General features: G+C 62.1%; 12 protein-coding genes and 1 tRNA gene. 2 read left to right on the top strand and 11 right to left on the bottom strand.

The window, feature by feature from the left end:
• Positions 1–57: 57 nt before the first annotated feature.
• From F8R15_RS14120 to F8R15_RS14075, 10 genes are all read right to left on the bottom strand, one after another.
• Positions 58–2,307, bottom strand: coding sequence for a nitric oxide reductase activation protein NorD (locus F8R15_RS14120; protein WP_253732637.1), 2,250 nt, complete (start codon positions 2,305–2,307; stop codon positions 58–60).
• Entirely contained in the window at positions 2,294–3,091 is a 798-nt protein-coding gene (locus F8R15_RS14115) for a CbbQ/NirQ/NorQ/GpvN family protein (RefSeq protein ID WP_152845017.1), read from the bottom strand. The genes F8R15_RS14120 and F8R15_RS14115 overlap by 14 nt, the downstream gene beginning before the upstream one ends.
• Before the next feature lie 58 nt (positions 3,092–3,149).
• The gene (locus tag F8R15_RS14110) at positions 3,150–4,193 is read right to left on the bottom strand and encodes an aliphatic amidase (protein ID WP_078522100.1); all 1,044 of its coding nucleotides are present in this window, start codon (positions 4,191–4,193) and stop codon (positions 3,150–3,152) included.
• Between the two features lie 71 nt (positions 4,194–4,264).
• Complete coding sequence (urtE, locus tag F8R15_RS14105) at positions 4,265–4,957, bottom strand: urea ABC transporter ATP-binding subunit UrtE (protein ID WP_152845016.1); 693 nt, start codon at positions 4,955–4,957, stop codon at positions 4,265–4,267.
• Entirely contained in the window at positions 4,957–5,703 is a 747-nt protein-coding gene (urtD, locus tag F8R15_RS14100; protein WP_078522102.1) for an urea ABC transporter ATP-binding protein UrtD, read from the bottom strand. Before urtD ends, urtE begins: the two co-directional genes overlap by 1 nt.
• 11 nt (positions 5,704–5,714) lie before the next feature.
• Complete coding sequence (gene urtC, locus F8R15_RS14095) at positions 5,715–6,887, bottom strand: urea ABC transporter permease subunit UrtC (protein WP_152845015.1); 1,173 nt, start codon at positions 6,885–6,887, stop codon at positions 5,715–5,717.
• Positions 6,888–6,890: 3 nt separating this feature from the next.
• A complete protein-coding gene (gene urtB, locus F8R15_RS14090; protein ID WP_078522104.1) occupies positions 6,891–7,784 on the bottom strand; it encodes an urea ABC transporter permease subunit UrtB in 894 nt (297 codons plus the stop codon).
• A 57-nt stretch (positions 7,785–7,841) separates the two neighbouring features.
• The gene (locus tag F8R15_RS14085; RefSeq protein WP_078602193.1) at positions 7,842–9,092 is read right to left on the bottom strand and encodes a transporter substrate-binding protein; all 1,251 of its coding nucleotides are present in this window, start codon (positions 9,090–9,092) and stop codon (positions 7,842–7,844) included.
• A 351-nt stretch (positions 9,093–9,443) separates the two neighbouring features.
• The gene (locus F8R15_RS14080) at positions 9,444–10,052 is read right to left on the bottom strand and encodes an ANTAR domain-containing response regulator (protein WP_078522106.1); all 609 of its coding nucleotides are present in this window, start codon (positions 10,050–10,052) and stop codon (positions 9,444–9,446) included.
• Positions 10,052–11,215, bottom strand: coding sequence for a transporter substrate-binding domain-containing protein (locus F8R15_RS14075; RefSeq protein ID WP_152845014.1), 1,164 nt, complete (start codon positions 11,213–11,215; stop codon positions 10,052–10,054). The genes F8R15_RS14080 and F8R15_RS14075 overlap by 1 nt, the downstream gene beginning before the upstream one ends.
• 561 nt (positions 11,216–11,776) lie before the next feature.
• Here F8R15_RS14075 and F8R15_RS14070 point away from each other — a divergent pair.
• Together F8R15_RS14070 and F8R15_RS14065 are read left to right on the top strand one after the other, a co-directional pair.
• Positions 11,777–13,108, top strand: coding sequence for a cytosine permease (locus tag F8R15_RS14070; protein ID WP_078602194.1), 1,332 nt, complete (start codon positions 11,777–11,779; stop codon positions 13,106–13,108).
• A gap of 67 nt (positions 13,109–13,175) precedes the next feature.
• The gene (locus F8R15_RS14065; protein ID WP_152845013.1) at positions 13,176–14,195 is read left to right on the top strand and encodes an alpha/beta fold hydrolase; all 1,020 of its coding nucleotides are present in this window, start codon (positions 13,176–13,178) and stop codon (positions 14,193–14,195) included.
• 151 nt (positions 14,196–14,346) lie between these two features.
• Here the strand turns inward: F8R15_RS14065 and F8R15_RS14060 are convergent.
• A tRNA-Met gene (locus tag F8R15_RS14060) sits at positions 14,347–14,423 on the bottom strand.
• Positions 14,424–14,479 lie beyond the last annotated feature (56 nt).

Raw genomic sequence — 14,479 nt, 5'->3', positions numbered from 1 at the left:
CGCAGCGATGCGGGCCTTTTTTCATATGCTCTCAGAAGCGCCGGGGTTAGCGCCCCGTTACCGGGTCAGCCGGAGATAGAGCGACAAAAGCTTGTCCGGCAGTGTGCTCAGCTCGTCGATCTGGATGAACCCGTTGCGCCCGGAAATCGCAGCCTCCTGCTCCTTGTTTCGCGGACCGAGCCCCACGCAGAAGACATCGATCCCCAGCGCGCTCAGGCTGCGAACGGCGCGCTGCGCGTCGCAGACAAGATAGTCGGGATCGGGCGAGTCGATATCCGAGGGCTCCCCGTCGGTGATCAACAGCAGCAGGCGACGATGCCGCGGCACCTGCGCGAGGTCCTTCCCGGCATGGCGCAGGGCGGCCCCGAGCCGCGTCGAATAGCCCGGCTTCAGGCCCGAGAGCGCCGAGCCCGTCTCTTCATCCAACGCGTCGGAGAACCGCTTCACTGCAACGACGCGCACGTCTTCGCGCCCGGCCGAGCAGAAGGCGTTGATCGCGAAAGGGTCGCCGATTTCGTTCATCGCATGGGCAAGAACCGCCGTCGCATCGCGCTCCATGTCCAGAATGCGGTGCTGCGTTCCGGGGACGAGATCGGCCGTCGATTGCGAGATATCGAGCAGCAGGCTGACCGCGAGATCGCGCGTCGGCGGGGCCTGCCGCTCGTAGAGGCGATGATCGGGAAACTCGCCTGCCCGCAGGGCCGTCGCCGCCTCGATACAGGCGTCGAGATCGAGAACTTCTCCCTCCGCCTGCCGTTTCTCCCGGCGCGCGCGCCCGATCTGCGCCGAACGCACGAGACCGGTGATGCGCGACAGAAGCGGCCCCTGCGTATCCTGCAACTCCAGCCAGAAGCGGCGATTGCCCGGCGTCGCGGGGTATTCCTTGACCACCGTCCAGTTCGCACGCTCCCGACCGATCTCGTAATCGTATTCGGGGTAGGAGGCGACCGCCCGCCCCTCTTCGGCCGCCTCGGTGACGGGGGCGACTTTCTCGACCCTGTCGCTTTCGGTCTGCTCCTGCTGTTGCGATTGCTTGCCCGCGCCCGGGGTCGGCTCGGAGCGACGCAGCTGCACGGTGTCGACCTGAACCTCTAGGGTCTGCGCCTCCTCCGGGGGCGGCTCGTCGAGCGCCCACAGACCGAGGTTGTCGTCGCGATAGGCGGGCTGGACCACATAGTCCTTCGCATTGAACTGCACGCGAAGCTGCCCGAGATCGTTGCCCAGAAGATTGCCGATCTCGCGGCTGATCGCCGGATCGGCCCAGCGCTCGCGCGCCTCCATGAACATCCGGCGGCCTTTCTGAACCCACCCGTCGGGATCGTCGAAATCGGGATCGATCAGCGCCCGCGCCAGCCGTGCGAACAGGCTGGGCGCGGTCGGTAGTCCGCCGGGTTGGGCGACGTGACAGCCTTGCCAGAGCCTGCGCAACCCGGGCATTTCCTGCGCCGCCAGTTCCTCGACCCGTGCATCCTCGATCAGAGACACGACCGCCATCTGAAGCGGTTTGAGCTGCCCGATTTCGAAACGGGTTTTGGTGAAGTTGATATGCGCCCCGATATGGGCGAGCGCGGCGCGAAACAGGGGCTCCGTCTCGCCGCGATAGCCGGGCAAGCTGGGCGGCACGAGAATGACATTGCCCGCGAAGGACACCCGCCGCGCGGCTTTCTCTCCCATGCCCGTGGGCGCGACACGCAGCGGCGGGGTCGCGCCGGAAATCGCCGTGAGATAGGCCCGCAACCGGCGCTCATGATCGTAGAAGCTTTGCTCTCCGCTTTCGTGTTCAAGCGCGCGCTGCGCCTCGGCGGTCTGCAAGGATAAATAGGCGCTTCGCTTGTCGGCATCGCGCCCCGCCAGACGCAATCCGGTCGCGACCCAGTCCTCGAGCGCCTGTTCGGAGAGCCGCCCGACAAGCCGCTCCATATTCTCGAGAAAGGGGTAAACGGACTCCGGCGCTTGCGTGGTAATCCGCGTCATCAGCGCGACCCACGCGGTGAACGCCTGCGGCTCGTATCTCTGCGCGACCGTGTCCGCCGCAGTGCAGACGCGCTCCGCCGCGCGGGGTGAGACCCGGATCGCGACATGGGACACGAGCTTTGCAAAGGCGATCGTCGGTGCCGCCCCGAGTTTCGGCGCAAGAGCCAGCGAACTGCGCTCATAAGCGCGCGGAACCGTCCGCCCGTATCCCGCGCCCCGAAGCCGTTCGCGCGCCCGCAGCCAGTCGGCTATCTCGGGCGCCGAGAAGGCGCTGCGGATCGCGCCCGGCAGGTCAGGGGTGGCTTCGACATTCATGCTGTCAGGCACAGGCATCGACGACCGCGTCGAGCGCACCGCGCATATCCGGGTCATCCGTGATGGGAACGATGATCGCATGTTTGCAGGCGTCGGTCAGCGTCATGCCCGTCTTGATGAGGCGACCGGCATGGATGAGCATCCGCGTGGACGCCCCTTCCTCGAGCCCCTGCCCGCGCAGATGCCGCGACTTCTCGGCGATCTTCACCAGCTTGTCGGCGATGTCGGCGGCGATATCCGCCTCGGACGCCACGATGGAAGCCTCGACCGAGGCCATCGGATAGGTGAAATCGACCGCACTGAAGCGCTGCTTCGTGGATTCCTTGAGGTCCTTGAGAACGCTCTGGTAGCCAGGGTTGTAAGAGATCACGAGCTGGAAATCGGGATGCGCATGGACCAGTTCGCCCTTCTTCTCGAGCGGCAGAATCCGGCGATCATCGGTCAGCGAATGGATCACGACCGTCGTGTCCTGACGCGCCTCGACCACCTCGTCGAGATAGCAGATCGCGCCGTGGCGCACCGCCATCGTGAGGGGCCCGTCCTGCCAATGCGTGCCCTCGGGGCCAAGCAGGAAGCGCCCGACGAGATCCGAGGCGGTCATGTCCTCGTGGCAGGACACCGTGATGAGCGGCTTGCCCAGACGCCAGGCCATATGCTCGACAAAGCGGGTCTTGCCACAGCCGGTCGGCCCCTTGAGCATCACCGGCAACCGCGCTGCATAGGCGGATTCGTAGAAGACCACCTCGTCGCCGCTTGGGTGGTAGGTCGGCTCTTCCTCAAGCCGGTACTGATCGATCGTCATAGAAGATCCTCGCGTTTGATTGGCCGGCGGATGTCTCCGCCGGCCCTGCTCGCCTGCCTCACCGGTGAGTGGGGTCGGACTTTTCGTTGGGGATACCGTCGATCGGACATTCCTCGGTGCCGACGGTCGAGCGGGTCATCGCCTCGACCATCTCGCGCGTGCCTTCCGGATCTTCCGCCCATTTGGTGTAGAAGTCATAGGGGCACTCGGCGAGACCGTTGGTGTCGTCACCCGAGTTGATCATGCCGGTATAGCCACGGTGCACGAGCTTGAAGAGGTGGTTCTGGCTCTGCATGTTCTTGCGCGCATCGCGGATCGCCGAGACCGAGAGCTGGCCGTACTGGATGCCGTATTCCTCTTCGCCGCATTCGCCCAGCGTACGGCCGTCGAAGCCGACGATGGCCGAGTGGCCGAAATAGGAATAGACGCCGTCGAAGCCTGCCGCATTGGCGACCGCGACATAGGAGTTGTTCGCCCAGGCCATCGCCTTGGCCATGATCACCTGCTGGTCCTTGGCCGGATACATGTAGCCCTGACAGCGGATGATCAGTTCGGCGCCCTTCATCGCGCAGTCGCGCCAGATCTCGGGGTAGTTGCCGTCATCACAGATGATCAGGCTCATCTTCATGCCCTTAGGGCCTTCCGAGACATAGGTGCAGTTGCCCGGATACCAGCCCTCGATCGGAACCCAAGGCATGATCTTGCGGTATTTCTGAACGATCTCGCCCTCGTTGTTCATCAAGATGAGCGTGTTGTAGGGCGCTTTCTTCGGGTGCTCTTCGTGGCGCTCGCCGGTCAGCGAGAACACGCCCCAGACATTGGCCTCGCGGCAGGCGGCGGCGAAGATTTCGGTCTCTTCGCCCGGGACCGACGAGGCGGTCTCGTACATCTCGGTCTCGTCATACATGATGCCGTGGGTCGAGTATTCGGGGAAGATCACCAGATCCATGCCCGGCAGGCCCTTCTTCATGCCTTTCACCATGTCGGCGATCTTGTGGCAGTTCTCGAGAACCTCGGCCTTCGTGTGAAGACGCGGCATCTTGTAGTTAACGACGGCGACGCCCACGGTATCGGCGCTGCTCGAAATATCTCCATGATACATGTTGTTACCTCTGCTGTTGGTGGAGTTGTCGAATGCCTTTCCGGTTGATCCGGGAAGGCGGGTTTATGGGGTCAGATCGCCATGTGCTTGGTGACCGTTTCCTCGGTGAGATCCGCGATCGCGCCATCGGCCACGACGCGACCGTTCTCGAGCATCGTGAAGTTCTGCGCGGCACGGCGCGCGAATTTCACGTTCTGCTCGACAAGGAGGATCGTCAGTCCGAGTTCGGCATTGAGGCGGATGATGATGTCCTCGATCTGCTCGACGATATTGGGCTGGATGCCCTCGGTCGGCTCGTCCATCAGGAGGACCTTGGGGCCGCTTGCGAGCGCGCGGGCGATGGCAAGCTGCTGTTGCTGACCGCCCGAGAGCACGCCCCCGGGCCGGTCGAGATTTTCCATCAGATAGGGAAAGATCTTCGGGACGATTTCGGGAATGGCGCGCGGGCCCTGGGCCGCGAAGCCGCCCATCAGGATGTTCTCGCGGATCGTGAAATCGGGGATGATCATCCGGCCCTGCGGCACATAGGCGATTCCCGCCCGCGCGCGCCGGAAGGTCGCGTCGGCGGAGATGTTCTGCCCGTCGAGCACGACGCCGCCGCTCTGGCGGTCGGTCAGCCCGAGGATGGAGCGCAGAAGCGTGGTCTTGCCCACGCCGTTGCGGCCCAGAACGGCGAGGATCGTGCCGCTCGGCGCGCTCATCGAGACGTCGTGCAACGCCTGGCTGCGGCCGTAGAAGCTGTCGAGGTTGCTCAGAGAAAGCATCAGTGAATCCCTCCCGAACCGAGATAGGCTTCGCGCACCTTTGGATCGGTCTCGATCTTTTCCATCGGGCCCTCCGCGAGCAGCTTGCCCATGTGCATGACCGTGATCCGCTCGGCGATCTTGCGCACGAAAGCCATGTCATGCTCGACCACGAGGATCGTGTGGCTGCCCTTCATTTCATTGATGATTTCGGCGGTGCGGAAGGTCTCCGCATGGGTCATGCCCGCGGTGGGTTCATCGAGAAGGATGACCTTCGCCTGCTGCGTGATCAGCATCCCCAGTTCCAGCCACTGCATCTGGCCGTGGGACAACTCGCCCGCGACCGTATCGAGCACCGGCTCGAGCCGCGTCATCGCGATCACGTCCTCGACCCGCGCCCGGTCCTCCGCCACCATGTGCAGACGAAGGTTGCGGAACACGCCGGGCTCTCCCGAGGCCGCGACTTCGAGGTTCTGCCGAACGGTCAGATCGCGGAAGACGCTCGGGATCTGGAATTTCCGCCCGATCCCGTGCCGCGCGATGATGTGCTCGGGGCGGTTGGTGATGTTCTCGCCAAAGAGATGGACGCTGCCTTGGGTCGAGGCGGTCTTGCCGCTGACGAGATCCATCAGCGTGGTCTTCCCGGCGCCGTTGGGGCCGAGGATGACCCGCAACTCGCCTTTCTGAACCACGGTGGTGAACCCGTCCACGGCCTTGAACCCGCCGAAATCCACCGTCAGCCCGTCGATCGTGAGTGCTTCATTCATGTCCGTCCCTCCTATTCCGCGGCTTTCGGGGCCGTCTCTGCGGGCGTGCCCTTCCGGCGGCGTTCGAACCGCCCCAGAAGATCGCGCGCGATGCCCGCAAGCCCGTTCGGCAGGTAGAGAACGACGAGGACGAAGATGCCCCCGATGATCAGCTTCCACGCTTCCTTGAAGATTTCGGTCTCGCTGACCGTGGCCTCGACCGTGTTGATCAGGATCGCCCCGATACAGGCGCCGAGCAGCGAGTTGCGCCCGCCCACCGCGGCCCAGACGACCATCGAGATCGAGAAGCCGATATCCATGAAGCTCGGCGAGGCGAATTCGGCGGCGACCACATAGAGGAGCCCCGCGAAGCCCGCGATCCCGGCGGAGATCGTGAAGAAGAAGATCTGATAGGCCGCGACGTCGTAGCCGAGATAGCGCGCCCGGGTCGGGTCATCGCGCGTCGACTGCAGGATCAGCCCGGCCCGTGTCGAGACCAGCCAGCGGCCCAACAGCAAGACCACCGTGAGCGAGACGGCGACGACGTAATAGGTCTCGACCATATAGGGGTCGAATTCGAACCCGCCGATGGTCAGCCAGCCCAGATCGGTCAGCCCGTTGAACCCGTTGGTGATCGGCTGCGCGTCGATGAGCAGCAGCCGCACCAGGAGCACGAGCGCCAGCGTGATGATCGCGACATAGACGCCCGAGACGCGCAGCCGGAAAATCGACGAGGACAGCACGAAGGCGACGATCAGCGGGATCACGATCGACATCGCCATGCCGAACCATTGCGACTGGAACGGGATCCAGAGGAACGAGCCCTTGTTGATGCAGCACAGATCGGTGACGGCCCCGGGCTCTGCGTTCCAGAGCATGAAGTCCGGCACCGGTTTGTCCGAGCCCTGCTGCAGGCTGGTGGCGCTCATCAGCTTGAGCGACATCGCCGTCATATAGGCGCCGAGGCCGAAAAAGAGCCCCTGCCCCAGATTGAGGATCCCGGCATAGCCCCAGGACAGCGCGATCGCGATGCCGAGCATGCCGAAGACGAGATATTTGGCGATGCGGTTGAGCCAGAACACATCGTCGATCACCAGGGGCGCGCCGAGAACCATCACGATGAAGAGGGCATAGACGGCCCAGTCGGCATGACGCTGAAGGCGGCTCGTGGAGCTGGGAAGTGTGGAGGACGTTTCGCTGGACATCGCTTACCTCGACTTGAAGGAGAACAGGCCGCGCGGGCGCCACAGGATCAGGGCGATGACCACCGCGAAGACGACGGCGCGGGCGATGATGTCGTTGGACGCCAAGGCGACGATGCCGTTGATCTGTCCGAGAATGCCCGCAGCGAGGATCGTTCCGAGAAGGCTGCCGACCCCTCCGACCACGACGACGAGGAAGCCATCGACCACGACGGACGCGCCCATCTCGGGCATGACCGTCTTGAAGCCTGCGAGCAGCACACCGGCGATCCCGGCAAGGCCCGAGCCATAGGCGAAGGTCAGCGCCGAGACGCGGCGCACGTCGATACCGCAGGCGGCCGCGATCTGCGGATTGCGCATGATCGCGCGCACCTGCACGCCCATCGGGGTACGATACATCAGCCACCAGGTCAGACCCGCGAGCATCAGCGTCACGACGATGATGAAGGTGCGATAGGGCTGGATCGTCATGCCCGCCACGTCGATCGGCTGGGTGAGGAAGGCCGGAACCGTCATGTTCTGCAACCCCGGACCGAGACCGTCGATATGGATACCGAAGAAGCTCAGGCCGAATTCGAGGCGGATCAGCTGTTGCAGAAGGATCGCCACGCCCCATGTCGCGAGCAGCGTGTCGATGATCCGTCCGTAGAGCCTTCGGATCACCAATCGCTCGATCACGAGCCCCACGAGCCCGGAGGTCACGAAGGCCAGAGGCAGCGCGAAGAACAGGTTGAGCCCGAGATGGAGCCCGGCGAGCACCGCCGTATAGGCCCCGATCATGACGAGCTCGCCATGCGCCATGTTGATGACGCCCATAGCGCCGTAGGTGATCGACAGGCCAAGCGCGATCAGCAGCAGGATCGAAGACAGGGACAGGCCGATGAAGATGATGTCAGACATAGGGAATTCCGCCTCGCTCGGATGGGCACCGGACATCAGCCCGGTGCCCGGTTTGCGTCACAGCTTGGTGGTGTCGAGACCGGCGCCGGTGCAGAACAGGTTCTCTGCCGTCTCGCCGTAAGCGACGTAGGGCAGCGGCTTGGTCGGCGCGTCATAGGCGTTGACGATCGTGCCCTGACCATCGGCGCCCCACTGCGCGATGCGCGGCGTGAGATAGGTGTGCAGGTTTTCCGGATCGACGGTGACGGTGCCGTTCGGGGCCTCGAAGACCTGACCCTTGATGCCTTCGCGCACCGCATCCGCCGAGATGTCGCCAGCCTTCTCGACCGCCTGTTTCCACAGATAGACCTGGAAGTAGCTGCTCTCGAGCGCGTGGTGCGTCACAGCTTTGGGATCGTTGACATATTTGCGGTAGCGCTCGATGAAATCGCGGTTGCGATCGGTGTCGATTGCCTGGAAATACGGGAAGGAAGTGTAGCTGCCTTCGGCGAATTCCGGACCCATCGCGGCGATCTCGATTTCCGAGGTGACGGTCGCGCAGATCGGCAGTTTGTCGTGGGTGAGGCCCTGGTTCTTGAACTCGCGGTAGAAGGCCACGACCGAGTCGCCCACGACATTCGACAGAACCACGTCGCAGCCGCTTTCCTTGATCTTGGAGACCATCGCGCCCCATTCGGAATGGCCGAGCTCGAGATATTCGTCCGCGACCCACTCGCCGCCATTCTGCTCGATGAGGATCTTCGACACCTTCGCCATCTCGCGCGGGTAGATGTAGTTTGAGCCGACGATGAAGAACTTCTTCTTGCCGAGCGTGTTGGTGATCCACGGGATGAAGTTCGACAGCTGCTGGTTCGGCACCGCGCCCGTGTAGACCACGTTCTTGGAGCACTCGAAGCCTTCGTAATAGGTCGGGTAGAAGTAGAGGCTGTTGCGCTTTTCGAAGACCGGCAGGACGGCCTTGCGGCTCGCCGAGGTGTAGGAGCCGAACACGGTCTGCAGGCGATCGCGGATCACCAGCTTCGAGGCCTTCTCGTTATAGGTCTTCGGGTCGGATGCGCCGTCTTCGAGGATCGGCTTGATCATCATCCCGTTCACGCCACCCGCGGCGTTGATCTCGTCGATCGCCATCATCGTGGCGTCGGCGAGCGATTTCTCGATGATCGAAAGGCCGCCAGTCAGCGAGAACAGGACACCCACCTCGATTTCACCCGAGGCGCGGGCGGGGCTCGCGATCATCGACGGGCCGAGGGCGGCTGCGGCGCCGAAAGCGGTCGTGTGTTTTAGGAAGTTTCTCCGGTTCGTTTTCATTTCTGTCTCCCGTGTCGAGGTTTTATTTTGATTTTTCAGGCCGTAGATGCGCAGGGAGGACTCCCGTGCACGAGCGTTTGGTATGTGACCGATTGTGTGAGGTGCCGTGACCGGACCGCGGGGGTCCGGATCATTTTGGCGAAGGGGGCTCCGGGTGTTCGGAGCGATTGGCATCGTTGCCATTCAGCGCCGCCACGAGGGCGGGGTTGCGTGCGCTCTGGTACGCCCGCAGCGATGGCGCGGCCTTTGCACCATCCTGAAAACCAAAAAAGCCCGCTAAGACACTACAGTGTCTTCAGCGGGCTTTCTGTGCCGAACCGATGGACATCATTGGCCATCGATCTGATTCGACTATACATCATCCGGTCTTGATGACAACAATTCGTTTGCGTTGATGATCGCGACCGCCATTTCCTCTACGGAAATCCGCTTACCCATCGCTTGCGCGCGAATGGTGCCATAGGCTTCTCTCTCGGAAATCTTGTGCATTTCCATGAGGATAGACTTCGCCTTCGAGATTTTCTTCTGACCGGAAATCTTCTTTTCGAGCTTGCCGATCTTGTCGTGGAAATCCGCCGCCTGCATCCAGTTGGAGCGTGCGACGACAAGATTTGTCAGCATGCCGAAAGTCCGGACCGGCTTCGAAATCACCGCGAATGCGTTGATGTCGAGCACCAGTTCGATCATCGCCGGGTTCTCGTAATTCACGATGCCGATCACCGTCGGGCCGGGTTTCTCGGACTTCCGCAGCATGCTGCTCAGGGCGCTCTGGCTCTCGAAGAAGACGCCTGCGAAAACGACATCCGTCCCGCTCGGCAGCGCCTTGGCGGGGGGCCACATCAGTTCCGCGCGGCAGCCGATGCGTTTGAGCTGATCCATGAGCGCCTTGCCATCTGCGTCCGGCGGGTGGACGACGATGACCGAGAGGTCGCGCAAATCCTTGAGACGCAGCCGGGGCATCAGCTTCCGCCCCCTCCGGCTCCGAATTGCGGAGACGTCATCTGCAAGTCTTCATCATATTCAACGAGATAAGGGTCGGGTCGCACCGGCGCCTGCGCTTCGCGCACGATCTCGAAAGCCCCGCTTTCGCCGACGACGGCAACCCGGGGCCAGAGGCTCGTGTGATGGGTATCGCCTTCGACCTGCACGGGGCCCTGCGGCGCCTCGAAGCTGAAATTCGGCAAGGTGCGCAAGACGCTGTCGCGATCGGTCGAGCCGGACCGTCGCACGGCTTCCGCGAAGAGATAGACTTGGAAATACGCGGCTTCCGTCCCCGCCGAAATCGGCTGATCCGGTCCGAACCGGCGCGCATAAGCCGTGACGAAGCGACGGTTCGCCTCGGTATCGAGCACGCTGAAATAGGGCGCGGCCGTCACGTTGCCGATCGAGGCATCCTTGCCGACCGCCAGCAGTTCGGGCTCGCCCGAGGTCAGGCTGGCGATGGGCTGTTTGCTGCGATCGAAGCCCGCGCGGTCGTAGGCCTGGTAGAAGCGGACCGACCCTTCGCCCACGACCGTGGAGAATACGACCGCAGGCCCCGCAGCCTTGATGCGCGAGATCGCCCGCTCGATATATTCCTCGTTATGGCGCAGGGGGATGTAGATTTCATCGACGACCTTCGCCCCGCGATGCATCAGCAGATCCCGCATGATCCGATTGGATTCATAGGGGAAAACGTAGTTCGACCCGACGAAGACAAACCGGTCGCCATAGGTCTGGGTGAGATAATCCGCCAACCAGCGCGAGTTCTGGTTCGGGGCTGCGCCCGAATAGACGCAGCTGCTCGAAAACTCGAACCCTTCGTAAAGCGTGGGGTAGAACAGCAGCGCGCGGCGTTGCTCGACCACGGGCAAGACGGCCTTGCGCGCGGAGGACATGTAGCAGCCGAAGATGGTCTTTGCGCCGACATCGATGAGGCGCTCCGCCTCGCTCTTGAAGCGCAACGGATCGGAAGCCGGGTCGCTGTCTTCGATCAGAAGCTCACGACCATCGATACCGCCTGCATTGTTGATTTCTTCGATCGCCAGCAGCGCAGCCTGACGCTGTGTGCGCTCGATCACCGACGTCACACCGGTTTGGGAAAAAAGGAGGCCAACTGCGACCGGCTCGTTGTCAAAAGCCATTAATACGGTTCCATATCTTTCAACGAGAACTCCCGCGAATGCGGAGTCCGGGGGGAACGGTCACATACGAATCGAATAGCAAATGACTGACGTAGCGGCAAGCGCGACGCATTGCAAAACGCATCTGAACTCATGATTCATTCATTTTTCGGCATTATTTTCAGCGCCTTACATCGTTACATCAAAACATTTGCATATTGAAACGAATCACTCCATCGTGTTGACGTAGCGTTCAACGAAGAGCGCCGCATCTGGCAATGAAAGCCCCTTACGAACCATGTGAATGGATTCGTGAGGGGCTTTTGCGTTTACGGCCCGGCGATTTGTCGCCCCAAATGGAGAGACCACAGAGCCCTAACCCGATCGGCGCACGCGCCCAATAACTCTGAGATCAGTATAACCGGTCACAAACGACGGCAGGATCAAGCTGCCGAACTGATCGACCCCTTATCCACTCCACCCCGGCGAGACTTTCGTCAGCGTTTGCCCACGGCAAGCGCCCAGCCTTCGCATGCCTGCAAAAACAAGAACATCAGAAACAGTCCAACAACGAGGTACATCATGACCACGACGGAAAAGCATCTCGAGCCAGAGGCGCTCGAACATATCGAAGAAGAGATCGATCACGCGCTCGGCGATGAATACGAACATGAACCGGTCCCGGCAAAAGCCCGGCGGAGCATGTTCTCCGTCACGATGGTCTGGATGGGTTTCCCGATGATCATCACCGGCGCGATGACCGGCTCGATCCTCGTGCTCGGCATGGGGTTCAGCTCCGCGCTGACCGCGATGATCATCGGCAACCTGATCATGCTGGTCTATGTCGGCCTGCTCGGGCAGCTCGGCGCGACGAAAGGGATGAACTTCGCCCTGCTCGCCAGCATCGTCTTTGGTCGCAAGGGCTATGTCTTCGCCTCCGGTCTGCTCTCGACGCTTCTACTTGGCTGGTACGCGGTGCAAACCGGGATCACCGGCGCGCTCGTCAGCTCCACCTATGACCTGAACTACGTCGTCATGACGCTCATCGCCGGTGCGCTTTATATCGGCGTCACCTTCGTCGGCGTGAAAGGCCTGCACCTGATCGGCATGATCTCGGTGCCGCTTTTCGTCATTCTGGGCCTTTTCGTCGTCGGCGATGCGGCTTCAACGACCAGCTGGGACGCGATCATGTCCTACCCGGGCAATAATGGCGTCGCGACGATGTCGATGGGCGTCGGCCTGACCGTGGTCATCGCGCTCTTCATCGACGCGGGCACCGTGAGCGCCGACTTCAACCGCTGGGCCAAGGACACGAAAAGCTCCTGGGTCGCGACCTTCAGCGCCTTCCCCTTCGCCAACCTCGCCGCGATGCTGGTCGGCGGCATCATGACCGCAGCCCTGGCCGTTCCGGATGCCAACCCCTTCGGCACCGACAACATGTTCGGCTACATGAACAACATGCAGATGACCTGGCTGAGCGTCCTCGCCTTCCTGTTCCTCTACGTGAACCTCGGCTCGGTCTGTGCCCACTGCCTCTATAACGCCGCCACCGGCTGGTCGCGCATCCTGCGCAGCCACATGCGTCTTTTCGCGGTGATCCTCGGCGCTATCGGCATCGTCATCGCGGCCACCAATGTCTGGGCCTTCTTCATCGAGTGGCTGTCCCTGCTGGGCATCCTCGTGCCGCCGATCGGCGCGATCATCCTCGTGGACCAGTTCCTCGTGCGCAAGAACTCCGAGATCGACCGCGACTGGCGCTGGACGGCCTTCATCGCCTGGGCCTGTGGCTCCGCGGTGGCCTTCGTCGTCGAGTGGTACCTGCCCCACCTGTCGACCGCCATCTCGGCCGGACTTGTCGGCGGCGTTGCTTACTATCTGATCTCCACGCTGAGCGGGAAAACCGCGACTGCCTGATCCGTAACGATCTTCCGGAGCGTCGCCTGAGATAGGGCGTCGCTCCATTTTGACATGAGGAAAAACCATGACCCTTGATTATGAAATCTTCGAGCTTGGCACCTTCGAGTTCCAATGCGGCCTCGCCGTGCCCAACGCCCGTCTCGCCTACAAGACCTTCGGCAAGCTGAACGCGGCCAAGGACAACGTGATCGTCTACCCGACGTGGTATTCCGGGCAGCATTACGACAATGAATGGCTGATCGGGCCCGGCATGGCGCTCGACCCCGAGAAATACTTCATCATCATCCCGAACATGTTCGGCAACGGGCTCTCCACCTCGCCCTCGAACACGCCGGAGCCCTATAACGCAGACCGTTTCCCGAACGTGACCGCCTATGACAACGTCAAGGCGCAGCATCGTCTGGTGACCGAGAAGTTCGGCATCGAGAAGATCCGCATGGTGACAGGCTGGTCGATGGGCGCGCTGCAGACCTTCCACTGGGGGGCGATGTATCCCGAGATGATGGATCTGATCGCCCCGTTCTGCGGGTCGGCGAAGTGTTCGCGCCACAACTACGTCTTCCTCGAAGGGGTGAAGGCGGCACTGCGGGCCGACGCCGCGTGGGAAAACGGGCGCTACACCTCGAAACCCGAAAAAGGTCTCCGCGCGGTTGGCCGTGTCTATGCAGGCTGGGGCTTCTCACAGAGCTTCTATCGGGAAGAGCTCGACCTGAAGACCCTCGGCTATGCCTCGCTCGAGGATTTCCTGATCGGGTTCTGGGAAGGGTTCTTCCTGCCGAAAGACGCCAACAACCTGCTGACGATGGCCTGGACCTGGCAGAATGGCGATATCAGCGCGAACGAGCTGTATAACGGCGACTACAAAGCCGCGCTCGGCGCGATCAAGGCGAAAGCCTATGTCATGCCCGGCCAGACCGACCTCTATTTCCCGCCCGAAGACAGCGTGATCGAGGTCGCCAACATGCCTAACGCCGAGTTCGTCCCGGTGCCGTCGATCTGGGGCCATTTCGCCGGCGGCCCCGGGACCAACCCCGACGACGTCAAATTCATCGACGACAAGCTGAAAGAGCTTCTGGCCTCATGAACCGAGCCGAAGCTTTGCGGATATCGGAAAGGGCGGCCCCATGGCCGCCTTTTTCATTGGAACGCCTGCCGTGCATCACTGATGACGATCTGCGCACGCGATCAGCCGCCCTTTTTGGGCGTGATCAGACTGTAATTTCTTCATAAGACATTGGTTGCGGGAGTAGGATTTGAACCTACGACCTTCAGGTTATGAGCCTGACGAGCTACCGGGCTGCTCCATCCCGCGTCCGTTGAGCGTTTGCCTTTATGTCAGGTTATGAGCCTGACGAGGCGATCGCGTTA

The organism is Thioclava sp. JE_KL1 (genome assembly GCF_009296265.1).
Lineage (GTDB): Bacteria > Pseudomonadota > Alphaproteobacteria > Rhodobacterales > Rhodobacteraceae > Thioclava.
The sequence above is the reverse complement of the archived record's forward strand: the minus strand, read 5'-3'. Positions and strand labels throughout refer to the sequence as shown.